25 protein-coding genes are annotated in these 26,466 nt (G+C 56.9%); 13 read left to right on the top strand and 12 right to left on the bottom strand.

Going from position 1 to position 26,466, the window contains the following annotated elements:
* Positions 1-22 precede the first annotated feature (22 nt).
* Both AC2FHX_RS01270 and hemA read right to left on the bottom strand, forming a co-directional pair.
* On the bottom strand, positions 23-1,234 hold the full coding sequence (locus AC2FHX_RS01270; protein ID WP_142633252.1) for a helix-turn-helix domain-containing protein: 1,212 nt from the start codon (positions 1,232-1,234) through the stop codon (positions 23-25).
* A gap of 128 nt (positions 1,235-1,362) precedes the next feature.
* Entirely contained in the window at positions 1,363-2,586 is a 1,224-nt protein-coding gene (gene hemA, locus AC2FHX_RS01265; RefSeq protein WP_142633250.1) for a 5-aminolevulinate synthase, read from the bottom strand.
* A 324-nt stretch (positions 2,587-2,910) separates the two neighbouring features.
* On the opposite strand from hemA, the gene AC2FHX_RS01260 reads away from it, so the two are divergent.
* A complete protein-coding gene (locus tag AC2FHX_RS01260) occupies positions 2,911-4,296 on the top strand; it encodes a M20/M25/M40 family metallo-hydrolase (protein ID WP_496688386.1) in 1,386 nt (461 codons plus the stop codon).
* 109 nt (positions 4,297-4,405) lie between these two features.
* Here the strand turns inward: AC2FHX_RS01260 and lpdA are convergent, their stop codons facing one another.
* Positions 4,406-5,800 carry a dihydrolipoyl dehydrogenase gene (gene lpdA, locus AC2FHX_RS01255; RefSeq protein WP_271947557.1) on the bottom strand — a complete coding sequence of 465 codons (1,395 nt, stop codon included), beginning with the start codon at positions 5,798-5,800 and terminating at the stop codon, positions 4,406-4,408.
* 214 nt (positions 5,801-6,014) lie between these two features.
* Between lpdA and AC2FHX_RS01250 the strand changes: the two genes are divergently transcribed.
* Entirely contained in the window at positions 6,015-6,449 is a 435-nt protein-coding gene (locus AC2FHX_RS01250; RefSeq protein ID WP_496700517.1) for a hypothetical protein, read from the top strand.
* On the opposite strand, the gene AC2FHX_RS01245 is transcribed toward AC2FHX_RS01250, so the two are convergent.
* From AC2FHX_RS01245 to AC2FHX_RS01230, 4 genes are all read right to left on the bottom strand, one after another.
* Positions 6,446-7,024: a DUF924 family protein gene (locus AC2FHX_RS01245; RefSeq protein WP_142633241.1), complete on the bottom strand. Its 579-nt coding sequence runs from the start codon at positions 7,022-7,024 to the stop codon at positions 6,446-6,448. The genes AC2FHX_RS01250 and AC2FHX_RS01245 overlap by 4 nt on opposite strands.
* Positions 7,025-7,132: 108 nt before the next feature.
* The gene (locus tag AC2FHX_RS01240) at positions 7,133-8,407 is read right to left on the bottom strand and encodes an MFS transporter (RefSeq protein ID WP_282021879.1); all 1,275 of its coding nucleotides are present in this window, start codon (positions 8,405-8,407) and stop codon (positions 7,133-7,135) included.
* A 111-nt stretch (positions 8,408-8,518) separates the two neighbouring features.
* A complete protein-coding gene (gene queA / locus AC2FHX_RS01235; RefSeq protein WP_496700518.1) occupies positions 8,519-9,565 on the bottom strand; it encodes a tRNA preQ1(34) S-adenosylmethionine ribosyltransferase-isomerase QueA in 1,047 nt (348 codons plus the stop codon).
* Between the two features lie 44 nt (positions 9,566-9,609).
* The gene (locus AC2FHX_RS01230) at positions 9,610-12,993 is read right to left on the bottom strand and encodes a YhdP family protein (RefSeq protein ID WP_496700519.1); all 3,384 of its coding nucleotides are present in this window, start codon (positions 12,991-12,993) and stop codon (positions 9,610-9,612) included.
* Positions 12,994-13,061: 68 nt separating this feature from the next.
* On the opposite strand from AC2FHX_RS01230, the gene AC2FHX_RS01225 reads away from it, so the two are divergent.
* The 4 genes from AC2FHX_RS01225 (at position 13,062) to AC2FHX_RS01210 (ending at position 16,451) form a co-directional block, all read left to right on the top strand.
* Complete coding sequence (locus AC2FHX_RS01225) at positions 13,062-13,523, top strand: peroxiredoxin (RefSeq protein ID WP_496700520.1); 462 nt, start codon at positions 13,062-13,064, stop codon at positions 13,521-13,523.
* Between the two features lie 29 nt (positions 13,524-13,552).
* On the top strand, positions 13,553-14,425 hold the full coding sequence (locus tag AC2FHX_RS01220; RefSeq protein WP_496700521.1) for a ferritin-like domain-containing protein: 873 nt from the start codon (positions 13,553-13,555) through the stop codon (positions 14,423-14,425).
* Between the two features lie 210 nt (positions 14,426-14,635).
* Complete coding sequence (locus tag AC2FHX_RS01215) at positions 14,636-15,961, top strand: DUF5930 domain-containing protein (protein ID WP_496700522.1); 1,326 nt, start codon at positions 14,636-14,638, stop codon at positions 15,959-15,961.
* A complete protein-coding gene (locus tag AC2FHX_RS01210; protein WP_271947570.1) occupies positions 15,951-16,451 on the top strand; it encodes a bactofilin family protein in 501 nt (166 codons plus the stop codon). The genes AC2FHX_RS01215 and AC2FHX_RS01210 overlap by 11 nt, the downstream gene beginning before the upstream one ends.
* Positions 16,452-16,528: 77 nt before the next feature.
* On the opposite strand, the gene AC2FHX_RS01205 is transcribed toward AC2FHX_RS01210, so the two are convergent.
* Complete coding sequence (locus tag AC2FHX_RS01205; protein WP_496700523.1) at positions 16,529-17,326, bottom strand: hypothetical protein; 798 nt, start codon at positions 17,324-17,326, stop codon at positions 16,529-16,531.
* A gap of 153 nt (positions 17,327-17,479) precedes the next feature.
* Here AC2FHX_RS01205 and aqpZ point away from each other — a divergent pair, with 153 nt between their 5' ends.
* Positions 17,480-18,166: an aquaporin Z gene (gene aqpZ / locus AC2FHX_RS01200; RefSeq protein ID WP_282021819.1), complete on the top strand. Its 687-nt coding sequence runs from the start codon at positions 17,480-17,482 to the stop codon at positions 18,164-18,166.
* 59 nt (positions 18,167-18,225) lie between these two features.
* On the opposite strand, the gene AC2FHX_RS01195 is transcribed toward aqpZ, so the two are convergent.
* Entirely contained in the window at positions 18,226-18,774 is a 549-nt protein-coding gene (locus AC2FHX_RS01195) for a peptidylprolyl isomerase (RefSeq protein ID WP_142633219.1), read from the bottom strand.
* Positions 18,767-19,273, bottom strand: coding sequence for a peptidylprolyl isomerase (locus tag AC2FHX_RS01190; RefSeq protein ID WP_271947577.1), 507 nt, complete (start codon positions 19,271-19,273; stop codon positions 18,767-18,769). Before AC2FHX_RS01190 ends, AC2FHX_RS01195 begins: the two co-directional genes overlap by 8 nt.
* 133 nt (positions 19,274-19,406) lie before the next feature.
* Between AC2FHX_RS01190 and AC2FHX_RS01185 the strand changes: the two genes are divergently transcribed.
* From AC2FHX_RS01185 to AC2FHX_RS01165, 5 genes are all read left to right on the top strand, one after another.
* The gene (locus AC2FHX_RS01185; RefSeq protein ID WP_496700524.1) at positions 19,407-20,597 is read left to right on the top strand and encodes a phosphoglycerate kinase; all 1,191 of its coding nucleotides are present in this window, start codon (positions 19,407-19,409) and stop codon (positions 20,595-20,597) included.
* Between the two features lie 126 nt (positions 20,598-20,723).
* Positions 20,724-21,023, top strand: coding sequence for an FtsB family cell division protein (locus AC2FHX_RS01180; protein WP_496700525.1), 300 nt, complete (start codon positions 20,724-20,726; stop codon positions 21,021-21,023).
* Positions 21,024-21,198: 175 nt separating this feature from the next.
* Positions 21,199-22,188 carry a pyruvate dehydrogenase (acetyl-transferring) E1 component subunit alpha gene (pdhA, locus tag AC2FHX_RS01175; protein ID WP_142633213.1) on the top strand — a complete coding sequence of 330 codons (990 nt, stop codon included), beginning with the start codon at positions 21,199-21,201 and terminating at the stop codon, positions 22,186-22,188.
* A gap of 15 nt (positions 22,189-22,203) precedes the next feature.
* Positions 22,204-23,574, top strand: a complete 1,371-nt coding sequence (locus AC2FHX_RS01170; protein WP_496700526.1) for a pyruvate dehydrogenase complex E1 component subunit beta — start codon at positions 22,204-22,206, stop codon at positions 23,572-23,574.
* 15 nt (positions 23,575-23,589) lie between these two features.
* Positions 23,590-24,894, top strand: coding sequence for a pyruvate dehydrogenase complex dihydrolipoamide acetyltransferase (locus AC2FHX_RS01165; protein WP_496691067.1), 1,305 nt, complete (start codon positions 23,590-23,592; stop codon positions 24,892-24,894).
* Between the two features lie 61 nt (positions 24,895-24,955).
* On the opposite strand, the gene cysE is transcribed toward AC2FHX_RS01165, so the two are convergent.
* Positions 24,956-25,765 carry a serine O-acetyltransferase gene (cysE, locus tag AC2FHX_RS01160; RefSeq protein WP_496676121.1) on the bottom strand — a complete coding sequence of 270 codons (810 nt, stop codon included), beginning with the start codon at positions 25,763-25,765 and terminating at the stop codon, positions 24,956-24,958.
* A 63-nt stretch (positions 25,766-25,828) separates the two neighbouring features.
* On the opposite strand from cysE, the gene AC2FHX_RS01155 reads away from it, so the two are divergent.
* Positions 25,829-26,188, top strand: a complete 360-nt coding sequence (locus AC2FHX_RS01155; RefSeq protein WP_496700527.1) for a TraR/DksA family transcriptional regulator — start codon at positions 25,829-25,831, stop codon at positions 26,186-26,188.
* Here AC2FHX_RS01155 and AC2FHX_RS01150 read toward each other — a convergent pair.
* Positions 26,169-26,465: a DUF7742 family protein gene (locus AC2FHX_RS01150; protein WP_496700528.1), complete on the bottom strand. Its 297-nt coding sequence runs from the start codon at positions 26,463-26,465 to the stop codon at positions 26,169-26,171. The two genes, AC2FHX_RS01155 and AC2FHX_RS01150, sit on opposite strands and share 20 nt — an antisense overlap.
* Between the last annotated feature and the right edge of the window lies 1 nt (position 26,466).

Here is a 26,466-nt window from a genome sequence, read left to right as displayed (position 1 = left end):
ACTGGCCACTGCAATGGTCAGATCATTCTGTCGGTGCGGCAGAGCTTTGCGCCTGAAGTTCCGCCACCAGTTGCTTGAGGGCGACGTTTTGCTCGGCCTCAAGATCAGCTACCGTATAGCGTTCGGAAACCGCATCCTTGGACAGAACGACACCTTTGGCGACAGTTCCTGGTGCTCCGACCGGGCCGAAATGGTCACCATTCATCGAGAAATAGACAGATCCGGCGGCACCTGCACGTAGGTTAGGCGGTTCTTCTGTCAGCGGTACCTCGAATGTACTGCCCTGTTCGACGGTTCCAAGCGTACCCTCGAAGATGATACTTCCATCCGCAGCGGTGACCCGCATCCACGCCGGATCAACGGCGACGATTTTCAGGGTCGTATCAATCTGTTCAACCACCTGCGGCAATGCCGGGCGAAGAACCGTATGGACTTCGGCAACCTCAACCTTGGGCGGCTCAGGCGGCTGGAAGGTGCCAACGGTACGCGGGTCCAGTGTAGAAATTGGTGCATCACGGGCAACGAGCACCGGCAAATCCAGGGCCTGTGGGCGATACAGCCTATCCAGAGCCTCAGCCGAGGGGGTGTCGATCAGCGCGACTTGATCTTCGGTGGTGCCACGCGCCGCCTCAAGCGGGTCCAAATCAGACAAGACAACCGGAGCCTGTTCAACCGGGCTTACCTGCACTTGCTGAATCCGGTTCAGGACGGACCATCCGCCATATCCAATACCGCCGATCACAGCCAACAGAACCAGAGACGACCCGATGGCACGCGGCTCTATCTGGCTGACCAACGATTCCCGTCCGGGAATATAGGGAGTGTTTGGCGAGATAAACGGATCGCGCCCCATCGGACCGCGAGCCGGCAAGCTGCCCGAGGTCTTTCGAACCACCGACGCCTCGGCCGACATGCCATGCGCGACCTCAAACCCACTTTCCTTACAAAACGCAAAGAAAGTTTCGTCAGGGTTCATCCCCAGATAGCGGGCGTAAGAGCGCACATACCCAGCGATAAATCCGGGCGTATCGAAGGCGTCCGGGTCGGCATCTTCTATGGCTGCAATGTAGTTGGCTTTGATCCGCAGTTCGCGCTGCACATCCAGTAAGGATTTGCCCATTGTTGCGCGTTCACCACGCATCATGTCGCCCAGCCGCACCTCATAGTCGTCAAAGCCCTTGGGCCTGACGTCAGTGTCGCCTTCGGATCCGCGCTGTGATCTGCGCCCAATCATCCCTGCTGCCCCATTCTGCCTGTGCGTGTTTCACGCCGTGGTCGAATCATTAAAAGAATGATTCGCGCCGTAGTTTTGTTAGCGTAATTTTAGCACGCGGCATACGAATTGCACACTTTAGCGTTAGGTTAACCGGCAAGTTCGGCGCGATTTAGCGCACAATGTGACCAAAGTTCGTCCATCGCCTGGATCAAACGGTTCATTTCGTCAGGTCCATGAACCGGGGACGGTGTGAAACGCAGGCGTTCTGTTCCACGCGGAACAGTGGGGAAATTGATGGGCTGGACGTAGATTCCATAGTCATCCAGCAGCATATCGCTGAGTTTCTTCGTGTGCACGGGGTTGCCGACAATCACGGGCACAATGTGGCTGCCGTGATCAATCAGTGGCAGGCCCATCCCCTTGAGCCGAAGCTTGAGGATCTTTGCTTGCGTCTGATGCTGCTCTCGCAATTCGGACGCAGTTTTGAGGTAGGCAACCGAAGCTGCGGCACCCGCAGCAACGGCAGGTGGCAGGGACGTCGTAAAGATGAAGCCCGGAGCATAAGACCGCACAGCGTCACACATTTTAGTGCTGGCCGCGATATAGCCCCCCATGACGCCATAGGCTTTGGCCAATGTGCCGTTGATGATGTCGATCCGATGGGCAAGACGATCACGCTCGGTCACGCCACCGCCGCGCGGTCCGTACATGCCAACGGCGTGGACCTCATCAATATAGGTCAGCGCACCAAATTCATCGGCCAGATCACATATCTCTTCAATCGGGCCAAAATCGCCGTCCATCGAATACACCGACTCAAAAGCGATCAGTTTGGGCGTTGCGGGATCATCCGCTTCAAGCAGTTCGCGCAGATGGGCGACGTCATTGTGGCGGAAGATGCGCTTGGACCCGCCGTTGCGGCGCACCCCTTCGATCATCGAAGCATGGTTCAATGCGTCAGAATAAATGATCAGACCAGGAAACAGTTTCGGCAAAGTGCTGAGTGTCGCGTCATTTGCGATATAGGCGCTGGTGAACAGCAACGCAGCTTCTTTGCCGTGCAGATCGGCCAGCTCGGCCTCAAGCCGTTTGTGGTAAACCGTGGTGCCCGAAATGTTGCGGGTTCCACCTGATCCGGCGCCTGCGGCATCCACGGCCTCGTGCATCGCCTCCAGCACCACAGGGTGTTGCCCCATGCCAAGATAGTCGTTGCCGCACCAGACGGTGATATCTTGCTGCGATCCATCGAGGCGCGTGCGCACCGCATGCGGGAAATGACCATTGCGACGTTCGATATCAATGAAGGTCCGGTACCGTCCTTCGTCATGCAGCCTTGCGATCGCTGAATCAAGCTGAGCAGTATAATCCACCGGTTTCTCCTTAGTTGCCCGACCGATATTACGGCGACCGAACGTCTTCTTCTGCGCAGGATACGAATCTGCACCAGAGCATTTCCCACTGCCTGCTTGATACCGCAAGCACAGTGAAAGCTTATTTGATTTGCATCAAATATCCGCTCTGACCCTGACCGACAAGTAAAGTTACGCCCCCTGGACGCGAGGAAACGACGCAGGCACAGCACATTATCTCATCCGGGTTTCCGATATTATACCAGATTCCTGTCCTTGCGGGCTAGACGGCAAAAGTGGCGCTGATAGGGTTCCGGAAAATCCAAATCAAGCAGGAGCCCTCTCATGTCGCTGGACGCTGTTCTGAACCGCATCGACGCCGATCTGCCGACCTCAATCGACCGCCTGATGGAACTGCTCCGCATTCCGTCAATTTCAACCGATCCGGCCTTTGACCAACAGGTCAACCAGGCAGCTGACTGGCTGGTATCTGACCTGAAAAGCATAGGAATTCAGGCTGAAAAACGTGAAACCACCGGACATCCCATGGTGGTGGGCCACATAGGCGAGGACAACAGCGCGCCCCATGTTCTGTTCTACGGCCATTATGACGTTCAACCCGTTGACCCGTTGAACCAGTGGAACCGGGATCCGTTCGATCCGGCCATTGAAGAAACCGAAAATGGGCCAGTTATCCGGGGTCGAGGCTCTTCGGACGATAAGGGACAGTTGATGACCTTCGTCGAAGCGTGCCGCGCATGGAAGGCCGTCCATGGCACCCTGCCCTGCCGCATCACCTTCTTCTTCGAAGGCGAAGAAGAATCCGGTTCGCCGTCGCTGGTCCCGTTCCTGCGTGAAAACGTGGCCGAGTTGAAAGCGGATCTGGCATTGGTATGCGACACTTCGATGGTGTCGCGTGGGGTGCCATCAATCGCGTCACAGCTGCGCGGGATGCTCAAGGACGAATTCACCATCATCGGTCCGCGGATCGACCTGCACTCGGGCCATTACGGCGGACCGGGGCTAAACCCGCTGCGAGAGCTCTCCAAGATCGTCGCCTCGTTCTATGACGACGAAACCGGTCGCGTCGCTGTCGAAGGCTTTTATGACGGGGTTCATGAGGTCCCGGCCGAACAGTTGCGCCAATGGGAAAACTGCGGGTTCGATGAGGCGGATTATCTGAACTCGGTGGGGTATTCTCAGCCACATGGCGAAAAAGGATATTCTACATTGCAGCAACAATGGGCGCGCCCGACGCTTGAGGTAAACGGGCTTTGGGGCGGTTATAACGGCGCCGGTTCGAAGACGGTCATTCCCTCACAGGCGCATTGCAAGATCACCTGCCGTCTGGTGGGTGACATGAACCCTGACGCCTTGCGTGACCAGATTCGCAAGCATGTAGAAGACCGCCTGTCACCCGACGCGAAAGTACAGTGGGACAACGATCTTGAAGGCGCGCCCGCATCCGTCATGAATATCAACCGCCCCGAATTCGAAGCCGCCCGAGGCGCATTGTCCGATGAATGGGGGCGCGAAGCCGTCTTTACCGGAATGGGCGGGTCAATCCCTGTCGTTGGCTACTTCGACACGGAACTTGGCATGGATTCCATGCTTGTGGGCTTTGCCAATGATGATGACGCAATTCACTCACCGAATGAGAAATATGACGTCAAGAGCTTTCACAAAGGCATCCGGTCCTGGGCGCGCATTCTCGACGCTTTGACCCGATAACCAAATCCGGGAATCAAAAGGCCAGATGAAGCTTGGCTCGCTGCTTCATCTGGCCAAAGATACTTTTGGTAATGTGCCGCAGATCGGCAGAGGTACCCCCTGCCCTGAGTTACATATGGATCACGCGCCCGTAAGCGTCCAAAACGCTTTCATGCATCATCTCGGACAAAGTCGGATGCGGGAACACTGTGTTCATCAGATCCTCTTCGGTGGTTTCAAGCTGGCGCCCGACCACATACCCCTGAATTAACTCAGTGACTTCCGCGCCAATCATGTGGGCGCCCAACAGCTCTCCGGTTTTGGCGTCGAAGACTGTTTTGACCAGCCCTTCCGGCTCTCCAAGCGCGATTGCCTTGCCGTTGCCGATGAAGGGAAAACGGCCGACCTTGATGTCATAGCCAAGCTCTTTCGCCTTTGCCTCGGAATAGCCGACCGACGCTACCTGCGGATGGCAATAGGTGCAGCCCGCGATGCTTTCGGGCTTGACCGGATGGGCATGTTTACCGGCGATCAGATCGGCCACCATGACACCCTCATGGCTTGCTTTATGCGCCAGCCATGGCGCTCCGGCAATGTCACCGATGGCGTATAGGCCATCGACACCAGTGCGACAGAATTCGTCAGTCACAACATGGGTCCGGTCGATTTTGACACCCAAAGCCTCAAGCCCCAGATTTTCAATATTGCCAACGATGCCAACCGCAGAAATCACGGTGTCAAAGTCGTGCTTTTCGACCTTTCCCTTCACCTCGATATGCGCGGTGACTTTACCCTTAGCGCGGTCCAATTGCTTGACCATCGCCTTTTCCATGATCTTCATGCCCTGTTTGATAAAGGCTTTCTTGGCGAAGGCGCTGATCTCGGCATCCTCGACGGGCAGAACCCGGTCCATGACTTCAACCACCGTCGTATCTGCACCGAGCGTATTGTAGAAGCTAGCGAACTCGATCCCGATTGCACCCGACCCGATGACCAGCAATTTCTTTGGCATCCGCGGCGGCTGCAGGGCGTGTTTGTAAGTCCAAACCAGATCACCATCCGCTTCCAGCCCGGGAAGCTCGCGGGCGCGCGCGCCGGTTGCCAGAACGATGTTCTTGGCTGTCAACTCTTCGCTGCCCTTGTCGGTCTTGACGGAGACCTTGCCCTTGGCCGGGATCGTCGCCTCGCCCATGACAACCGTCACTTTGTTCTTTTTCAGCAGGTGACCGATACCGCCCGAAAGTTGCCCGGCGACACCGCGCGATCGCTTGACCACAGCATCCAGATCATATCCGATCTTCTCGGCCTTCAGCCCAAAATCCTTTGCGCGCTCCATCAGGTGAAACACTTCTGAAGACCGCAGCAGCGCCTTTGTTGGGATGCAGCCCCAGTTAAGACATATCCCCCCGAGATGTTCGCGCTCGACCACGGCGGTTTTCAAACCAAGCTGTGCTGCGCGAATGGCTGCGACATACCCGCCAGGACCAGCGCCGATTACGATCAGATCAAAAGATTGTGCTGCCATGTTTCCCTCTCGGAGCAGGTCATTTCCAAATTAGTTTACCATTAAACTAATACCAGTCACCCTTCAACACTTAGTCCCCGCGACAAAAGCTACGCAAGGTAAACCCATACGGATTGCAGAGGTTCGAGCCTATACCGCACCCGTTCGAAACGCTAGAAGATAGCTAAGTATCCCAGTTGCTCCATTCTAAATCCATTTACGCGAAAGGCATAACATGGCTAAAACGCTGAAAGATCTGGCCCTCGCCCTAATCAACGCCACGCTTATCCTGGTGGCCTTGTGTTTGTTTTTGGGCTGGAAGCTGACCACAACAGCGCAGTCCCTGATGTCTGATTTTTCACAGAAGGTTCAGATCGTCGCCCCTTTGCGCGAAGAGGTTCAAGGGGTGCGCAGTGAATTGGCAGCACTTCGCACTGAACTCGCGACAATACAAGTCAATGGCGCGCTTGCCGACACCGCCACCGCCCAACGGGTCTCGCAAACGCTCGACCGCCTGAGCCAAATCGAAGATACGCTGCAGGCGGCGCAGTCTCGTATCGTTGCGGTTGCCGAAACGCCTGACGCCTTCATCGGCACCGCAATAGAAAAAACGGCCGACACTGTGGCCGACCGTATTATCACAATCAAAGGTTGTTCGGTCGAAGGCTAACCTGCGGCCTGAAGCTCTCGGACGGTGGATCCGTACCCGCCCATGTTTACATAGGCGGCCTCATGTTCGGTCATGGGGCGCGACAATGCTTCGTTACGATAGGGGAAACGGCCGAACTTTCGGATCACCTCCCTATGCGCCCTTGCATGCAGCAGGTTGGTTGACTTGGATTCGTCGATATTCTGGCACATCAGGCGTACACAACGCTCTTGGTCACACAGATTTTCCGAGTGCATCAGTGGAAGATAAAAGAACTGCCGCGCGGGTTCGTCAATCTTCAGATCCCAGCCCTTGTCGATGGCGCATTTCGCTGCCGACAAGGCCGCCTTGTCAGTGGCGAACGCCTTACCACTGCCGCGGAACATATTTCTAGGAAACTGGTCCATCAGAATGATATAGGCCAGTGCCCCGCTGGGGTATGTCAGCCAGAGAGAGAACTTTCCCTCATTAGCAATTTCCCATGTGGAAAGAAATTTTTCGCGGATCTCTGCGTCTAGCGCTTCATCCTCAATATACCAACCATCTGGACCCACTTGATCCAGCCAAAAACTCAATACTTCTTCAGGCCCTACCATTGCCTTGCTCCGTCGTTTTGCCCTCCCCAGGGACGTAACGTCATTTAAGGCTGATTTACAGATTTGTGACAGTAAAAATTTGCAACACTTGCGACATAATTTCGTGTCCTAGGCTACATCTTGCGTTTCCTGATCGGCTTCGGCGGCTTCGATAGCCACCTCTTGCGCCAATTCGAACGCCACCGGCGAGGCCGTTGGGTAAAGCGGAGACATGGTGCCCGTCTCATCCACAGGAATCGCCGCACGCTGTGTCATGCGATACATCGCATAGACAGCAGTGGCTGCAAGCAGTGCAAAGATGATCAGGAAAAAGCCCGACGGTCCGAACACGTCATCGCCCATCAACCAACCGGTAATCAGCGGGCCAGCAATGGCGCCCAGTCCATTGATGAAGACCAGACCGCCAGAGGCCGCCGCCATGTCCTCATGCTCCAGAAAGTCATTCGTATGCGCAATCAGCAGCGAATACAGTGGGTTAGACATGCCTCCGATCACAAAGGCCGAGGCCAGAAGGAACGGAAATGAGGTCGACCCGAACATCATCGCAGTGGCCGCCCCGCAAGCACCAATGATGCCCGCCAGCATGATCAGGAACCGGCGATCCATCCGGTCCGAGAACCAACCCAGCGGATATTGCAGCAGAATTGCTCCGATATAGAAGGCGGCCACGAAGGTCGAAATCTCAACCAGTGTCAGCCCAGCGCGCGCGCCATAGACCGCCGCCATACCAAACTGGGCCGAGAACACTCCGCCCAGCAGGAACATGCCGACGCAGCCCAGTGGTGATTTCCCCATCAGATCACGCAATGTCATGGGCTTGGTCGTGTCAAATGCCGGTGTCGGTGAAATCGACAGCAGAATCGGAGCAAAGGATACCGAAACCAGAATGGATGCGATCACAAAGGTTTCGTAACCAGCAGGATCGCCAACCAGCATAAGCCCCTGAGCGGTGATGATCCCAGTCATCTGTACGATCATATAAAGCGAAAGTGCCTGGCCCCGGTTCTCGTTATTGGCCGCGTTGTTCAGCCAGCTTTCGGCGGTGACATACACTCCCGAGAAACAAAACCCGATCACGACACGCCCCAAAGCCCACGCGACTGGCTCGGTCAACATCGGATACATGATCATCACGGCCGAAATAAAAGAAGCGAGCGCAGCAAAGACCCGCACATGTCCAACCCGCCGTATCATCTCCGGTGCAAGGCGAGAACCTCCGAGGAAACCTACGAAATAAGCTGACATCACAACAGACATCTGAAGGGTCGAAAACCCTTCGATCTCGCCTCGAACGCCCAGGATTGTGCCCTGTAGGCCATTGCCAATCATAAGCAGGCCCATGCCAAGAAGAAGTGACCACGCGCTGGTAATGACCTGAAGCATAGAGGCCTCCGAGATTGCTAACCTGAACTAGAGATTCGTTTTTATATCAAAAACGGCTTTGAACCAGCTTGTCTACGACATCGAAACGCAACGATCCCGACAACACGCCGCTCAAGGGATCAAAAGCGACCCATCCCCATATGAAAAGAACCGATAGTTCTGCGCAATCGCGTGCTCATAAACCTCTTGCATCCGATCCTGCCCCATCAAAGCTGAAACCAACATCAGCAGCGTGGATTTCGGCAGATGGAAATTGGTGATCAGCGCATCCGTGACGTAAAACTGAAAGCCCGGATAGATGAAGATGTCGGTATCGCCTTCCCAAGGTACGATCTGCCCACTGCGGGCGGCGCTTTCGATCAATCGCAGCGCGGTTGTGCCCACCGGAATGACACGGCCACCTATAGCTTTGGTTTCACGAATTTCACTGACGGCTTCCGCACTGACCCTGCCCCATTCTGCATGCATCTTATGGGTCGTCACATCCTCGACCTTGACTGGCAGAAATGTTCCGGCACCGACATGAAGCGTAACGTAGGAAACAGAAACGCCGCGCGCGGTAAGCGCTTGCATCAGCGCTTCGTCAAAATGCAGCGACGCGGTGGGCGCTGCCACTGCCCCGGAGTTGCGCGCCCAGATCGTCTGGTAATCCGTCTTGTCCTGCGCATCGGCAGGGCGCTTGGCGGCAATATAGGGCGGCAGCGGCATGGCGCCGGCCTGTTCCAGCGCAGCATCGAAATCCTGCCTCGTAAGGTTAAACCGCAGAAAGGCCTGCCCGTCCGCCACCCTATCCAACTCAGCGCTCAGTTGATCCGAAAACCGGATCACCTCACCTGTCTTGACCTTCTTGAGAGGCTTGATCAACGCCGCCCAGGTGCCGTCTGCCTGCGGATCAAGCAACGTCGCTTCGATCGACGCAGACACCGGCCCTTGCGCACTGTCGCGATGACGCCGCCCGCTGAGGCGTGCCGGGATGACCCGCGTATCATTCAACACCAGCCGGTCACCGGGTCGCAGCCAGTCTGGCAGGTCAAAGACATGCGCATCCGAGATTGCATCGCCTTCGGCCACAAGCAAACGCGCCGAAGACCGCGGGTTGGCAGGCCGGGTGGCAATCAAATTCTCGGGCAGGTGGAAATCGAAATCGCTGAGTTTCATGGGCGCGCCTTACAGGGTCGTATCAGATTCGGCTATATCCCTGTTCAGTTGTCTTTTGGCGGCGATCCAAAGGTGCGCTTAGGCTCATCCGGCTTGGCTTTCTGTGCATTTGGCCCATCCTGAACCTTCGGCGCGGGCTCCCTTAAAAGGTTGCGCAAGAACAATGGCGCAAGCCCTGACAGAGGGTTGACCGAGACAGAGGGTGATTTCAAAGGGCCGGTCAGAGTATAATTGAACGCGATCACACCCTCACCTTTTTTGGTGAAGACACTTCCAATCGCATTCACCAGATAGATTGGGGAAATCGCGCCACGCAAGTTCAGCATTTCGCTAACCGTGTCGATTGTCCCGTCGAAGGACAATCCCATCGAAGGACCGACCGCGCTGCCGCTGAGAACCTTGATTTCGGTCGGAGTAATCCGCATTCGGCTTTCGATGCTCGAGAAAAAGATGCCTTGCCCAGCCATTTCATCCACAAGCCCAACGAGGCTGATTGCGTTCAGCAAGGCAGCCATGGCCGGGGCGTCATGAATTCGGGTGTTCACGATCTTCATGATGACATCGAAGTTCCCGGCCCCGCCGACCGGTTCCAGTTGCAGGTCCAGTTTGCCTCCGCGCGCCTGGGTTATCATTTTGGCCGATCTCAGAACGTCACCTGCATCACCAGAGGTCAGATTGACGGCACTGCGCCCTCCGCGCGGGGCCACCTGTCCGCGCACAGCAGCACCGCCGTTTACATTCGCCGTGAACGCGCCGCTGACACCGCCAGTTGTCGCAAATTTTCCCTTGAACCCGGTCAGGGCGATCGTCTCTGTAATCTGGAGGCGATCCAACACTACATCCAGCTCGGGCCCCTGCCCGGAACCACCGCCGCCACCTTCGGAGGATCCAAAGGTCGCGCCCCCCAGATTCATCACGCCCCCTAAAACCCTGATGTCGGGCAAGGCTGACCCCCGTGAAATCAGCTCCGCCGGAACCGCTAGCCAGTTCCCCAGCTCGAAGGAGCTGAACTCAACACGATCGAAAGCACCATTTTTGAAATTGATGGAGGCCAGGCTTCGCAACCCCGCCGCATCCAGCCGAAGTGTATCCACGCGCATCTGATCGCCCAGCGTTGCCTCGACATCCATCGACCCCTTGGTACCAGCGCCTTTGCGCCACCCGAGCTCGGGGATGGACAGCACAACGCCTTCCAGATCCGATGCCGCCGTCAGTTTCGGGGGGCGGCCAGCACCGATGCCCAAGGTTATGTCGGCAACGCCTTTTCCGGTCAGCATACCCTTTGGTAACCCGGCACGCAGCTCGGTCACCAACCGGGGCGAAATCTCGATCTGCCCTTTCAGTTCACTGGGTTTCGGTTCTCGACCCCCAATTGGCTGGCGCCAGGTTGCCTGCAGGGGCACGTCGCCGAAATATCCGTCGCCGCCGACTTCGACAGCGGATTGGTCACCTGAAATAGTCAACTGAGGCGCGCTGACGACAAAACCTTTGACCAAGCGATCACTGTGCACATCACCAATCTTACCAGTAAAGTGAAACTGGGTTTCATCGAACTTCAGCCCCTTCTTCATCGGCAGAGATAAGGTGCCTGACAGTTCCACATCGCCAGAGGCCACATCCACGGGCAAATTTGCCTTTGTCATCAGCTGCAGAGGGGGACGATCCATCAAAGACAAGGCGGCCGTTGCCGAGCCCTTGGCCTTGACGCGCACAATCGCCGGCGAAAGCTTTTTGATCGACGTATCCGGAATAATGAAGGATGTTCCTGACCCGTCTATCGGGCCGCCCTGATCGGCAATGACAACCGCTTTCTCGGCTGTCACGGTAAACCGTTGGTTGATCAGGCTGGCCTGCCCCTGAGCGTCCTGGACCGGAGGTAAAGTTTTGGCAAAGCGGACTTTGGCGTCGTCGAACCCGAAGTCCAAGTAAATGTCCGGCTTGGTGTCCGGCTTCAACCGTAATGCAAAATCGACATCCGAGAGCCGGCCTTCATATAAATTGTCGGACACCCATTTACGCGGCTTTTCGGCAAGTAATTGGGGCCAGTATCTCAGCAACTGGCCTGACTCCAACTCGTCCAGATGGGCCTCGAGGTACCCCGACCAACCTTCGGCTTCACCAATCAGATTACCCCTAGCACGCAGCGTTAGGTTTTCGTCTTCAACCGTCATCTGTCCGAGGCGCAACTCGAACGGGGCCAGCTTCATCTTCAGATCAAGGTCGGCACGCGCCAACTTGAGGGGTTCCGGAAACAGACCAGCCGGGTTGATGTCGATGCTGCTGAGACGGAGTTGAGAGGTCAGGCTTTCCAGCAGTCCATTCTCGATACCTCTCAAAAAGGCCCTTCCCTCGGCCTGAACGGACCCCCAGGCGGAGACTACAGAAACCTCGTCGAAATCCAGCTCCTGCCGACTTGGGTCATAGCTGAAATAAGCCCTGGCGGATTCAAACGGAATCGGTTTTGTCTCTTGGTTGGCTTGCACCGCGCCTGCCGCAAGGTTCAGGGTCGCAAATAACGGCCCCAGCGCCGCGTTGCCATCAACACTGCCGCGCACCGCGCCCGAGATCGGAGCGTCAAGGACCTGCAACCATGACAAGGCTAGGCTTTGACTTGCAATATCCTCGGCAGGCAGGTCGGTTATCGCAAAGCCAAAGCTTGCCTGGGGCGTTCCAAGTACGCTGGTATAATTTACCTCAATCGAACTGGCATAATCGCGCCCTGTCAGAACAGAGAACCCGGTGGACATGCGCATTTCGTCACCGGTACGGATGATCGAAATATGTCCGCCGTCGAAAACCCAGGCGCGCGACAGGCGCAAATCCTGATAGTCCAGCGTCAACGACTCAAGCTCGACCGACCGCAGCCCCGACAGCAGTGGTGACAAAAAGACATCGTCAGATTCCTCGATCAACTCGATCAATGTCCGCGCCCGCTGAACCGGTGCACTGCCAGAACCGACTGTCAACGAAAGCGCCCCGTCCAATCCGCGGGTCAATGCGATTTGGGCATCGCGCAGGGTAATCGTGCGCGGCCGGATTTTCCCCCGTAGCAGCCACCGCATCGACAACCGTGTGCGCATATCCGCCACTTGCGCGATCTGTTGTCCCGCCGCGTCGCTGATCGTCACATCCGTCAGCCGCAAACGTGGCAGCCAGTTTTCGTTGACGATAAAGCTGGCGTCGCCAAAGCGGATCTTGATCCCTCCAAGGCTTTCATCCAGCCGTTTTTCGGCCTGCGCCCGCATCCAGTCGGGCGCGTGCAGCTGTTTGCCAATCAGAAAGAACCAGCCGCCAAAGGCCAGCAGGCAAAGCAACAGGAAGGTTCCGACGATCCCCCACGCAGCGATGCGGCGGCGTGACCGACGGCGGCGGGGTTTCCCGTCCGGGCCTTCTTGTGTATCTTCTTGCCGCGCCAAATTCCGACCCACGCCCTATTACCTGCTTGCACCGCACCATGATGTCAGGCAGCACTTAAAAACCTTTAGCGGAGTTTCCAATGCCCGACGTTACAGACATCGCCCCTGGTTTCACTTTGCCCCGCGACGGCGGTGGTGAGGTTATGCTGTCAGACCTGCAAGGCAGCGCCGTCGTTTTGTTTTTCTATCCCCGTGATGATACGCCGGGCTGCACCAAGGAATCCATCGGTTTCTCGGAACAACTTCAAGCCTTTGCTGATGCCGGCGCCCAGGTTTTCGGCATCTCGCGCGACACGGTGGCTAAGCATGACAAATTCGTCGCCAAACACGGTCTTACGACGCCACTTTTGTCCGACGAAGGCTCGACCGTTTGCGAGGATTACGGTGTGTGGGTCGAGAAGAACATGTACGGGCGCAAGTCGATGGGGATCGAGCGTTCAACCTTTCTGATTGACGCCGACGGTAAGATCGCTCGCATCTGGCGAAAGGTCAAAGTGCCCGGCCATGTGGAAGAGGTACTGGAAGCCGTGCGCGCGATGTAACCCTCTTCACCGCGGTCGTCATCCGGATTATGACCCGCACAAATCTTGAAAGCGGAGATATCCCGGTGTCGAAAACACTGACCCAAATGGCGACCGAAGTTCTGACCACAGCAGACGGGCGCGAAAAGACCGCCCTGTCCAAGCGCCATGCCGCAGCTTGGTTTGCGGCGCGATCCGGGGACGCTCCTGCGATTGAAGTGGGCACCGCAACACCGCCGTTGAATCCCGCCCGACCGGACAAACCAGATTTGCTGTCCCCCCGGGATGTCCCAAGGCGCCGCCCCGGCTCCGAGGCTGGGCGCATCGCCCTGCTACACGCGGTCGCCCATATCGAACTGAACGCGGTTGATCTGCATTGGGATATAATCGCCCGATTTGGCCATGTCCCTATGCCTATCGGTTTCTACGACGACTGGGTCAAATGCGCCGAAGAGGAATCGCGCCACTTCGAAATGGTCTGCGATTGCCTGGAACAGATGGGCAGTCATTACGGCGCCCTGCCCGCCCATGCGGGTATGTGGCGCGCTGCCGAAGATACAGCCGAAGATTTGATGGGCCGTTTGGCCGTAGTGCCGATGGTGCTTGAGGCGCGGGGTCTGGATGTAACCCCCGGCATGATTGACATTTTCCGCAAGGCCAAGGCTGAACAGGCCATTGCAGCGCTCGAGGTGATCTACGCCGAAGAAGTCGGGCATGTTGCTTACGGGTCCAAGTGGTTCCATTTCCTTTGCGGACGCGAGAACGCTGACCCAAAGGGTATCTTTCACGATCTGGTCCGGCGCTATTTTCATGGCGTTCTTAAACCGCCCTTCAACGAAGAAAAGCGGGCCGAAGCCGGATTACCGCCGGATTTCTATTGGCCGCTGACCGAAGGCCTGCCGCCGCCCGGCTCTGCCTGCTAGGTCGGCATGCACGGTCATAGCGGTCTTTGAAACATCCTCCAGTTGATGTAATCGGCAATTTCTCGCCGAGAATTGGCGGGATTAACCCTGTTTGTTGTGTGAACTAGTTAACAAACTTGCCCAAATCGGACGTCCCCTCTATTCAGTTGCCCCAAGGGACGGAGACCACTCACAACCGATCCCGAATTTGGGGATCGAGAGGTAAGGCGCGTGCGAACACGTCTGGCAATCAAACTACATTCGCTGCTTGAGCAGCACTTCCCGGAGCGCCGGGTCTTTCTGAAATCTGACAATGACACACGGTTCATCCGGCTCAGCTCAGAGACACAAATCTTTGCAGTTGCTGGTGTTGCCCTGTTTGTTGGCTGGACTGCGGTCACTACGGCAATCCTGTTGATGGACAGCATCGGATCAGGCAACTTCCGGGAACAGGCCAAGCGCGATCAGGCGACATATCAGGAGCGGCTGAATATCCTGTCAGCAGAGCGTGACGTGCGCGCTCATGAGGCTCTGATGGCTCAGGACCGGTTCAACGCCGCGCTTGAACAGATTTCTGCGATGCAGTCCGAGCTGCTGGCGTCCGAAAACAGCCGCCGTGAGTTGGAAACGGGGATCGAGGTAATCCAGTCCACCTTGCGCACCACCATGAAACAACGGGAATCTGCCCGTCAGGAGCTTGCGGCGCTGCAACAATCAGATTCCGATGATGGGCTCATGTTGGCAAACACTGCCAGCCCCGAACAGATGGAATTTATGACCGTTGCTCTGACTCGCACCGCGCAAGAGCGTGATCAGATCGCAGCCGACGCCCGGAACGCATTGGATCAGCGGGACGATCTCGAGCTTGAGATCCGGCTGATGCAGGAACGCAGCGACGAAATTTTCCGTCAGCTAGAAGAAGCAATGATCATCTCGGTCGAACCGCTCGACAAGATGTTCCGACAGGCAGGTATGCCAACTGACCGTATCATTGAAGAAGTACGGCGTGGCTATAGCGGCATGGGTGGCCCCCTCACCCCAATTTCCTTCAGCACGCGCGGTGAGGACCTGACCCCCGACGAGATCCGCGCGAACACTCTGTTGCAACAGATGGACCAGCTGAACCTCTATCGTATCGCAGCAGAAAAGGCCCCGTTTGCCAGCCCGGTGAAAGCGGCTGTCCGCTTTACCAGTGGCTTTGGCACGCGCCGTGACCCTAAAACGGGCGGTCGTCGCATGCATAACGGTTCCGATTTTGCAGGTGCACATGGAACTGATATCTTTGCGACCGCCGACGGCGTAGTCACCCATGCGGGCTGGCAATCGGGTTTCGGGCGTCTGGTCAAAATCCGGCACGCCTTTGGAATTGAGACACTTTACGCTCATAACACCAAGTTACGGGTTAAGGTTGGCCAAAGGGTCTCGCGCGGGGATCATATTGCTGATATGGGTAACACCGGACGGTCGACCGGAACGCACCTGCACTATGAGGTTCGCGTAAACGGAAAACCAGTTAACCCAATGACTTACATCAAGGCTGCAAGAAATGTTTTCTAAGAGCAAAATCAACGAGCCCGGAACCAATGCCCCAGAGGCCGCCAAGCCTGCCGCTCCGGCCACTCCGGCAACCCCTGCACCGACGGAAACCAAGGCCAGCACCGCGCCCAAACCCAAGCCACCCGCATCGGTCCTGTCTTCGGATCTGCACATCACCGGCAACCTGAAAACCTCGGGTGACATTCAGGTCGAAGGTACGGTGGAAGGTGACATTCGTGCGCATCTGCTGACCATCGGTGAAACGGCGACCATCAAGGGCGAAGTCACTGCAGATGACGTTGTCATCAACGGCCGTATCGTTGGCCGCGTGCGTGGCCTGAAAGTGCGCCTGACCTCGACCGCACGGGTCGAAGGCGACATCATTCACAAGACAATCGCCATCGAAAGCGGTGCGCATTTCGAAGGCTCCGTTCAGCGTCAGGACGATCCTCTGAACCCTGGCCGCAGCGGAAAACCGGGCGCTAACCCGGCTGCTGACGTCAAACAGTAATCCTGACAGACTGACAGGAAACAAACGCCGCGGGACAGCCTGCGGCGTTTTCTTTTGCAATTCTGACCGAAAGGCTTTCACTGATCAGGTTGGTTCCAGGTCGCATTGGCCTCGATCACTTCTGCGACCATCAGCGCCTTTTCGGACAATTCTGGTGGCGTGCCATCATCAAAGGCAAGCTGCTGCATTCTTCGATACATGACTTCAGACGTGTAAAAATCGAATGCAGCCGTGCCGTCGGGGCTTTCCCAGAAGGCCGTGATCCAAACCGAGGGCGCATACCCGTAACACCAGTCCTGCCAGAACCGTTCTGCCAAAGTCGCCGTTTTAACTGCGGCTACTTGCGCCAAAAGGCTATCCATTGGCCAACCCCCGAGGCGAAACATGCAGAGCGTATCGTCCAGACATTCTTCTGAGCCCCCTTCGATCGCCTTCAGAAGAAAGCGTTTCTGGAAATCGTCCAGGACACGCCACTCCTCCGACGACCAGTTCCGGGCCTGTCCCGTCGGATACCGGCTCAGGCTGACTTCGATCCCGACAGAGCTTACCTCTTCGCCACAGGCCAAGACCTCTAGCACACGCGGCAAAAGATAGGCCCAGGTATTCTTGGCAATCCCTCCCGGATCACTCGCTGCAAAATACCAGTCCTGAAGATAGTGCAACGGCAGTTCCTGAATGGGCGGGTGAAAGAAATCAGCCTCGATATCCGGTTCCATGCAGCACCCTTCGCAGACCTCGATGCTGCTTGGCTTTGGACGTTTAAAAACGCGATAAGCATCCTGAATAAGCGGGAAGAACGGATCATCCGGCAATAACTTGGCCTTAACCGGCTTATTCGTCTTTGACGTCATCGTAGACTGAACCCATATTTCCATGCCACACCCATAGGTCTATCTGCCCACTTTTGACGTGGCAAGCGCGCCCAAATACCCCTTCATTCTCCGCCGAATTTCTATGTGTGATGAGTAGCTTCGATATTTCTGCGTTTTGGATTACACTACAGCCCATTGGTTTTCGGAGGACTTTTCATGTCAACAAAACTCATGGCTGAATTTTTCGGTACATTCTGGTTGGTGCTTGGCGGTTGCGGTAGCGCTGTTTTAGCGGCTGGCGTCGCGGATGTCGGTATCGGCTGGTTGGGCGTATCTTTCGCCTTTGGCCTAACAGTGCTGACTATGGCATTTGCCGTTGGCCACATTTCAGGCGGGCATTTCAATCCGGCAGTCAGTCTGGGTTTAATGATCGGCGGACGGTTCCCGGCTAAGGATCTGCTGCCCTATTGGATTGCTCAGGTCATCGGAGCCATTGCAGCAGCGGCTGTTCTGTATCTGATCGTCAGCGGCGCACCAGATTTCGCCGGGGTTGGAGGCTTTGCGTCCAATGGCTATGGCGAGGCTTCACCCATGGGCTATTCGATGATGTCCGCCTTGGTGATCGAGATCGTACTGACGGCATTTTTCATCCTGATCATTCTGGGCGCGACCTCAAGCGGTGCTCCGGCAGGGTTCGCGCCGATTGCCATCGGTCTGGCGCTGACGCTGATCCACCTGATCTCGATCCCGGTGACCAACACATCTGTCAACCCGGCACGGTCAACCGGTGTTGCCCTGTTTGCCGATGGGCCGGCGTTGACTCAGCTATGGTTGTTCTGGGTTGCCCCGCTGATAGGCGGCGCGATTGGTGCGCTGATCTGGAAGGCCATGTCTGACGACTGATCCAAGCGCACGCTTACAAAAAGACCCCGGCACCTGACCAGGCACCGGGGTCCTTTTATCTATTCGGTCACGGTGACCTTTTTCATCGCATCCGGCTGGCCGATTACGGCTCCGTTCGGGCCTTCGCCCCGCTTGATCGCATCAACAACGTCCATACCGTCAGTGACCTGACCGACAACCGTATACTGACCGTTCAGGAACGGCCCAGGTTCAAACATTATGAAGAATTGCGAGTTGGCACTGTCGGGATCCTGCGCCCGGGCCATGCCAATAACACCACGATCAAAGTTATAGTCCGAGAACTCTGCTGGCAGATCCGGCCGATCCGAACCACCAGTACCGGCACGACGCATATCGCCACCGACCCGACCGTGTTCAACGTCACCGGTCTGAGCCATGAAGCCGTCGATCACGCGGTGAAACACCACGCCATCATACTGACCAGCAGCGGCAAGGGCGCTAATTTGTTCAACATGCTTGGGGGCAATATCGTCAAACAGATCAACGGTTACGGTGCCATTGGCCCCCTCGCCCTCAATCTCGATCTCAAGGCCGGTGGCCAGTGCAGGACCAGCCAGCAGGACAAATGCGGCGGCCAGCTTATACATCGGCAGCCACCTTAACGCTGATCATACGATCCGGGCTTGCGGGAGGCTCGCCCCGAACGATGGCGTCCACATGCTCCATCCCGTCGATGACACGGCCATAGACCGTGTATTGGCCGTTCAGGAAATGGTTGTCGCTAAAGTTGATGAAAAACTGCGAATTGGCCGAGTCCGGATTCTGCGACCGAGCCGCGCCTAACGTGCCGCGATCATGCGGCAGTTTCGAAAACTCTGCCGGAACATTCGGCAGCGATGACCCGCCTGTGCCTGCACTGCGCAGGTTGAATCCGTCTTCCATATCGCCGTGCTGCACGTCACCGGTTTGCGCCATGAAACCGTCGATCACACGGTGAAATGCCACGTTGTCATATTCACCGCTGCGCGCCAGTTCCTTCATCCGAGCGCTATGCTGCGGGGCCACATCTGGCAGCAGCTCGATGACGACATTGCCGCCCTTCAGCTCGATGATGATTGTGTTTTCGGGATCCTTGATCTCGGCCATGTGGCCCTCCTGTCGTTTGTCTTGCGCAAATACCTATGCGCCACGCACGCGAAAGCCAAGTGACGCATTGACCTGAGGGCAAAATGCAGGAAAAGAACCGCCTAGATCGGTTGCCAAACACGAGGATCGCGCGATGAGCTGGAAAACACTGGACGATATGGACCTGAACGGTAAACGCGTGCTGGTGCGCGTGGATATCAATGTGCCCGTGGTGGATGGGGTCGTGACCGACGCAACCCGGATTCAGCGCATCGTACCCACAGTACGCGATATTCTCGCCGCAGGTGGCAAGCCTATCCTTCTAGCCCATTTCGGACGCCCGGGCGGAGAGCGGCGCGAAAGCCTGTCGCTGAAACAACTTATCCCCACATTGGAAAGCGCCTTTGGTGCGCAGGTTCTGTTCGCAGCCGATTGCGTCGGAACCGAGGCCGAGCTTGTCGCAGACACCCTGCAAGCCGGGCAAGTATTGCTGTTGGAAAACACCCGTTTTCATGCCGCGGAAACCAAGAATGACCCCGATCTGGCCGCAGGCATGGCCAAACTGGGCGAGGTCTATTGCAACGACGCCTTTTCCGCTGCGCACCGCGCCCACAGCTCAACCGAAGCTATCGCTCGCCTGCTGCCTGCCTGCGCTGGTCGGCTGATGCAGGCCGAGCTGCAGGCACTTGAAAGCGCCCTTGGCGCGCCCGAGCGTCCGGTGACAGCGGTGGTCGGCGGGGCCAAGGTTTCGACCAAGCTGGAGCTGCTGGGCAACCTGATCGACAAGGTGGATCACCTGATCATCGGCGGTGGCATGGCCAACACCTTCCTAGTGGCACAAGGTATCAGTGTCGGCAAATCGCTGGCGGAAACCGCAATGAAAGACACTGCCGCAGAGATTCTTGCCAAGGCGGAAAACTCTGGTTGCCAGATCGTTCTGCCGTGTGACGTGGTTGTTGCAAAAACCTTCCAGGCCAACGCGCCGCATCAGGTTTTGCCCGCAGACCAATGCCCCGAAGACGGCATGATCCTGGATGCAGGCCCCGAGAGTGTCGCCGCTATCACTGAAGTCATCAGCCAAAGCCGAACCCTGATCTGGAACGGCCCTTTGGGCGCCTTTGAACTGGAACCGTTCGATGCCGCAACGAATGCGGCCGCACTGAAGGCTGCCGCGCTCAGCCGTTCGGGCCAGTTGGTCTCGGTCGCGGGCGGTGGTGATACCGTAGCCGCCCTGAACGCGTCCGGCGCGGCGCGGGATTTCACCTATATCTCGACAGCAGGCGGCGCATTCCTGGAATGGATGGAAGGAAAAACCCTGCCCGGCGTCGCCGCGCTGGAACAATAAATTCAGCTGCACGGGTAATTTTGCGAATCGGGGGATTCACAAGCCGAATCACCTGTGACATAGTGCAGTCAGATGCCAAGCATAATGGCACGACATTGAGGCAGACTTCATACGGCGGTAAACAGAGTGTCCCGTTCCCATCGGCCCGGTTTGGGCTCAGTTGCTTTTTTCTCGATGGCTTTCATGCTGGGTGTGTATTTCACCTTTGCTGCCGTCCAGGGTGACTATGGCCTGTTTCGACGGGTCGAGATTGCAGCGGAACGGGATGCTCTGTCGCGCGACCTTGCAGCGTTGAGCACCGAAATCGCCGAAATGGAAAATCTGACCCGCAGGCTTTCAGACACCTATCTTGACCTCGATTTACTGGATCAGCAGGCGCGCTCGATCCTTGGTATGATCCGCTCGGATGAGATTGTCATCCGCTGAGCGGGACCAAAATTCTTCGTCGGAAATCCCTGCTGTGGTAACGCATACGTCCCTACCTGAACGGTTTTCCGCGTGTCAAACAACAGCGCAATATTTCCACTCGCCAGAAAGCCTCAAATGTTCTATTAGATAGTTTAACGCTAAACTATCTTGCCGAGAGGGGGAGATCGCCACAATGGCTGCGCGAAAAACCACAAAGAAACCAAACGTTTCTGCGGAAGAACTCAAGACCTATTACCGTGAAATGTTGCTGATCCGCCGATTCGAAGAAAAGGCTGGCCAGCTATACGGCATGGGTCTGATCGGTGGTTTCTGCCACCTGTATATCGGTCAAGAGGCAGTTGTTGTGGGACTGGAAGCAGCCGCCGAAGAAGGTGACAAGCGGATCACCTCTTATCGCGATCATGGGCATATGCTGGCCTGCGGCATGGATCCGGGCGGCGTAATGGCAGAACTGACCGGGCGCGAGGGTGGATTGTCCAAGGGTAAAGGCGGTTCGATGCATATGTTCTCGAAAGAGAAGCATTTCTATGGCGGTCACGGCATCGTCGGGGCGCAGGTTCCTCTGGGTGCCGGGCTGGCCTTTGCCGACAAGTATCAGGAAAACGGCCGCGTCACCTTCACCTATTTCGGAGACGGTGCCGCCAACCAGGGTCAGGTCTATGAGACTTTCAACATGGCCGCCATCTGGGAACTGCCGGTGATCTTCGTGATCGAGAATAACCAATACGCGATGGGGACATCCCAGGCGCGGTCGACTTCGACCAAGGATATCTACCACCGGGGCGAGGCGTTCGGCATCCCTGGTGAGATCGTCAACGGCATGGATGTGCTAGCGGTCAAAGAGGCCAGCGAAAAGGCTGTCGCCCATTGCCGCGCGGGCAAGGGTCCGTACATTCTGGAAATCAAAACCTATCGCTATCGCGGACACTCGATGTCCGACCCGGCCAAGTACCGCACCCGCGAAGAGGTTCAGAAGGTGCGCGAACAAAGCGATCCGATCGAACATGTCCGCGAGCTGCTGCTATCCGGCAAACACGCGACCGAGGATGACCTGAAGGCGATCGACAAAGAGATCAAAGAGATCGTCAATCAAGCCGCCGAATTCTCGAAAGAAAGCCCCGAGCCGTCGCTGGATGAGCTCTGGACAGATATCTACGCCTGAGAGGACGATTAAGACATGGCAACCGAAATTCTCATGCCCGCCCTTTCTCCCACAATGGAAGAGGGCACCCTGGCCAAATGGCTGGTCAAGGAAGGCGACACCGTATCAAGCGGCGATATCATGGCCGAGATCGAAACCGACAAAGCCACGATGGAGTTTGAAGCCGTTGATGAAGGCATCATGGGTAAGATCCTGATCGCCGAAGGCACCGAAGGGGTCAAAGTGAACACCCCTATCGCCGTCCTCGTCGAAGAAGGCGAAGACGCATCGGCTCTGTCCGCGGCTGCACCCGCAGCCGCAGCGGTGACCGAGGCCGCCCCAGCGGCGGTTGAGGCCCCCGCTCCTGCCACTGCCCCGGCAGCACCGAAGGTCGATCTGTCCCCGGACTGGCCAGCTGATGCCGAGATGAAATCCGAGACCGTCCGTGAAGCCCTGCGCGACGCCATGGCCGAGGAAATGCGCAATGACGGTGACGTCTATCTGATGGGCGAAGAAGTCGCCGAGTATCAGGGCGCCTATAAAATCTCGCAAGGCCTGCTGGACGAATTCGGCGACAAGCGCGTGATAGACACCCCGATCACCGAACATGGCTTTGCCGGTATCGCGGTTGGGTCGGCCTTTGGCGGGTTGAAACCGATTGTCGAGTTTATGACCTTCAATTTCGCCATGCAGGCGATTGACCAGATCATCAACTCGGCGGCGAAGACGCTCTATATGTCCGGTGGTCAAATGGGCTGTCCCATCGTGTTCCGCGGGCCCAACGGTGCCGCCGCCCGCGTGGCCGCGCAGCACAGTCAGGACTATGCCGCCTGGTACATGCAGATCCCCGGCCTCAAAGTCGTCATGCCCTATTCTGCTGCCGACGCCAAAGGCCTGCTGAAATCCGCGATCCGTGACCCGAACCCGGTGATCTTCCTGGAAAACGAAATCCTCTATGGCCGCTCATTCGAAGTACCGCAGGTGGATGACCTGAGCATTCCGTTGGGCAAGGCCCGCATCTGGCGCGAGGGCACAGACGTGACCATCGTCAGCTTTGGCATTGGCATGCAGTTCGCACTGGAAGCTGCAGACAAGCTCGCCGAGGACGGTATCAGTGCCGAAGTGATCGACTTGCGTACCATCCGCCCGATGGACACTGGTGCAATCATCAATTCGGTGATGAAGACCAACCGGCTTGTGACCGTCGAAGAAGGCTGGCCACAAGGATCGGTCGGCAGCTACATTTCATCGGTGGTGATGCAGGAAGCGTTTGATTACCTCGACGCGCCTGTCATCAACTGCACCGGCAAGGATGTTCCGATGCCCTACGCAGCGAACCTCGAAAAACTGGCGCTGGTGACCACCGACGAGGTGATCGCAGCCGTCAAACAAGTGACCTACCGGTAAGGGAGCAACAGACAGATGCCCACCGAAATTCTGATGCCCGCCCTGTCGCCGACCATGGAGGAAGGCACGCTTGCCAAATGGCTAGTCAAAGAGGGCGACACCGTCTCCTCTGGAGATCTGCTCGCCGAAATCGAAACCGACAAGGCCACGATGGAGTTCGAGGCCGTTGACGAAGGCACAATCGGCAAAATCCTGATCCCTGAGGGAACCGAAGGGGTCAAAGTCAACACCGCCATCGCGGTTTTGCTGGAAGAAGGCGAAAGCGCTGATGATATCAGTGCAACGCCTGCAGCGGCTCCGGCGGCGGCGCCAGCCGCCACGGGCAACGAGGCCTCCGCTCCAGCGGCGTCCGAAGCGCCCGTCCCCGCCCCGGCAGCGCCGGTCAAGGCAGATGGCGGTCGTATCTTCGCCTCGCCCCTGGCTCGTCGCATCGCTGCGCAAAAAGGTCTCGACCTAGCGCAAATCAGTGGATCCGGCCCACATGGGCGTATCGTCAAGGCGGATGTCGAAAGCGCAACCGCAGCCCCTGCTGTGGCGGCTGCCCCTGTACAGGCCGCATCAGCACCAGCCTCCACAGCCGCGCCAACCGGCCCCTCGACGGATATGGTCATGCGGATGTACGAATCCCGCGATTATGAAGAGGTTAAGCTGGACGGGATGCGCAAAACCATCGCCGCGCGCTTGACAGAGGCCAAACAAACCATCCCGCATTTCTATCTACGCCGGGATATCAAGCTGGATGCACTGCTGAAATTCCGCGGTCAGTTGAATAAGCAACTTGAGGCCCGTGGCGTCAAACTCAGCGTCAATGACTTCATCATCAAGGCCCTGGCCAATGCGCTGCAACAGGTGCCCGAATGCAACGCCGTCTGGGCGGGAGATCGGGTTCTGCAGCTGAAACCCTCGGACGTGGCCGTTGCCGTCGCGATCGAAGGTGGCCTGTTCACGCCGGTCCTGCAAGACGCCGACACCAAGTCGCTATCAGCGCTTTCAACCGAGATGAAGGACCTGGCTGCCCGTGCCCGCGAACGCAAGCTGGCCCCGCATGAGTATCAGGGCGGCACATTTGCGGTCTCGAACCTGGGCATGTTCGGCATCGACAATTTCGACGCTATCGTGAACCCACCGCATGCGGGCATTCTGGCCGTCGGCACTGGCGCAAAGAAACCTGTTGTTGGTGACGATGGCGAACTGACGGTTGCAACGGTCATGTCGGTTACGATGTCGGTCGATCACCGGGTCATCGACGGTGCCCTCGGTGCGCAGCTGCTGCAGGCGATCGTCGACAATCTGGAAAACCCGATGGTCATGCTGGCCTGATATCTGACTAAAAAATGGCCGCCCTCTTCTGGGCGGCCTTTTTCTTTAAGAACCTTCAGATCTAGTGATCTTTGCCCAGCATATGATCCATCGAGATCGAGGGCTGGTCACATCCTGCTTCACCGACAATCTTGGCCGGAATACCGGCAACGGTTTTGCAAGGTGGCACCTCTTGCAGCACCACCGAACCGGCGGCAATCCGGCTACAATGGCCCACTTCGATATTGCCCAAGACTTTGGCGCCGGCGCCGATCAAAACGCCATCACCAATCTTGGGGTGACGTTGCTCCTCTTCTTTTCCGGTCCCGCCCAGCGTGACCGAATGCAACATCGAAACATTGTCGCCAACGATGGCCGTTTCACCGATCACAATGGAATGAGCATGGTCGATCATGATCCCCTTGCCGATTTTGGCAGCCGGGTGAATGTCGATACCGAAGATTTCGGAGGACCGCATCTGGAAGAAATAGGCCAGATCATATCGCCCTTTGAGCCATAGCCAATGGGCGACGCGGTAGGCCTGCATCGCTTGATAACCCTTGAAATACAGAATCGGTTGCAGAAGACGGTGGCAGGCCGGGTCCCTCTCGTAGACCGCCATCAGATCTGCGCGGGCGGCCTCAATCAAATGGGGATCGTCAGCATAAGCTTCGTCCACGATCTCGCGCAGAACCATCATCGACATTTCGTTCGAACATAGTTTTGCGGAAACGCGATAGGACAATGCTCTGGTCAGGCTGCGATGATGCAGAATACAGGCGTGCACCAATCCACCCATCAGTGGTTCATTCTCGACCGCGGCCTGAGCCTCGGTCGTGATGCGATCCCAAACGGGATCTACAGGTGTGACATGACTGCGCTTTTCCAACATGGCTTTTGATCCTTTGCTGCGCCTAGAATGCCATTTAGTGGCTAAAACGCCAAACGCAAACCCGTGATCGGCAAAGCAACGAAAATGAATGAGGCTGACCTGAAGCAAATCAACGAGAAAATCCTTGTCAGGCTGGACGAATTGGCGCGCCAGTCGCAGGCCGGGAAAGATGCGCAATCTGTTGTTGAACTGGATCAACAATCTATCGGTCGTCTGAGCCGGATGGATGCGCTACAGAACCAGGCCATGGCCAAGGCGCACCAAATCAACCGGGACCTGGAATACCGACGTCTTTTGGCCGCGCTGAAGCGGATTGAAAGTCAAGAATACGGATTCTGCGAAGATTGCGGCGAGCCGATTCCAAATGGCCGACTTGAATTGGACCTCGCCGCAACCAGATGTGTCAGCTGTGCTTCTGGTTAATGCGGAACCGGATCAAATGACGCAGCACCGTCTCAAAACACCGGCAATACTGCAGATCATCGAATGAGGGTTCGGCGGCAAGGCGCCGGTTTCGCGCCGCAGCCAATAACGAACCGTTGCCGAACAACGGGTGCAGCCGCCCTGTTTTACTTACATGGCCATCAGCCGTTTCAGCTTCGGCAATCATACGTCGGCATAAACGGTCACGCTGATCGGGCGGCGCGTTCAACAAAACACGCGCCGCCGTGCTGACATCTCCGTGCAATACGGGCCGCACC

Source organism: Ruegeria sp. CDSC042, from assembly GCF_059610745.1.
Note: the sequence above shows the minus strand (reverse complement) of the source record. Positions and strands in the feature narration are given on the sequence as shown.

Bases quoted from the DNA above. Each gene is read 5' to 3' on its own strand.
- AC2FHX_RS01250 (WP_496700517.1), top strand. From the start codon at position 6,015: ATGGCTAAAACGCTGAAAGATCTGGCCCTCGCCCTAATCAACGCCACG.
- AC2FHX_RS01185 (WP_496700524.1), top strand. From the start codon at position 19,407: ATGAGCTGGAAAACACTGGACGATATGGACCTGAACGGTAAACGCGTG.
- AC2FHX_RS01220 (WP_496700521.1), top strand. From the start codon at position 13,553: ATGACCCGCACAAATCTTGAAAGCGGAGATATCCCGGTGTCGAAAACA.
- AC2FHX_RS01245 (WP_142633241.1), bottom strand. From the start codon at position 7,024: ATGGTAGGGCCTGAAGAAGTATTGAGTTTTTGGCTGGATCAAGTGGGT.
- lpdA (WP_271947557.1), bottom strand. From the start codon at position 5,800: ATGGCAGCACAATCTTTTGATCTGATCGTAATCGGCGCTGGTCCTGGC.
- pdhA (WP_142633213.1), top strand. From the start codon at position 21,199: ATGGCTGCGCGAAAAACCACAAAGAAACCAAACGTTTCTGCGGAAGAA.
- cysE (WP_496676121.1), bottom strand. From the start codon at position 25,765: ATGTTGGAAAAGCGCAGTCATGTCACACCTGTAGATCCCGTTTGGGAT.
- AC2FHX_RS01270 (WP_142633252.1), bottom strand. From the start codon at position 1,234: ATGATTGGGCGCAGATCACAGCGCGGATCCGAAGGCGACACTGACGTC.
- AC2FHX_RS01170 (WP_496700526.1), top strand. From the start codon at position 22,204: ATGGCAACCGAAATTCTCATGCCCGCCCTTTCTCCCACAATGGAAGAG.
- queA (WP_496700518.1), bottom strand. From the start codon at position 9,565: ATGAAACTCAGCGATTTCGATTTCCACCTGCCCGAGAATTTGATTGCC.
- AC2FHX_RS01260 (WP_496688386.1), top strand. From the start codon at position 2,911: ATGTCGCTGGACGCTGTTCTGAACCGCATCGACGCCGATCTGCCGACC.
- AC2FHX_RS01240 (WP_282021879.1), bottom strand. From the start codon at position 8,407: ATGCTTCAGGTCATTACCAGCGCGTGGTCACTTCTTCTTGGCATGGGC.
- AC2FHX_RS01205 (WP_496700523.1), bottom strand. From the start codon at position 17,326: ATGGAAATATGGGTTCAGTCTACGATGACGTCAAAGACGAATAAGCCG.
- AC2FHX_RS01190 (WP_271947577.1), bottom strand. From the start codon at position 19,273: ATGGCCGAGATCAAGGATCCCGAAAACACAATCATCATCGAGCTGAAG.
- AC2FHX_RS01195 (WP_142633219.1), bottom strand. From the start codon at position 18,774: ATGTATAAGCTGGCCGCCGCATTTGTCCTGCTGGCTGGTCCTGCACTG.
- AC2FHX_RS01225 (WP_496700520.1), top strand. From the start codon at position 13,062: ATGCCCGACGTTACAGACATCGCCCCTGGTTTCACTTTGCCCCGCGAC.
- AC2FHX_RS01165 (WP_496691067.1), top strand. From the start codon at position 23,590: ATGCCCACCGAAATTCTGATGCCCGCCCTGTCGCCGACCATGGAGGAA.
- aqpZ (WP_282021819.1), top strand. From the start codon at position 17,480: ATGTCAACAAAACTCATGGCTGAATTTTTCGGTACATTCTGGTTGGTG.
- AC2FHX_RS01210 (WP_271947570.1), top strand. From the start codon at position 15,951: ATGTTTTCTAAGAGCAAAATCAACGAGCCCGGAACCAATGCCCCAGAG.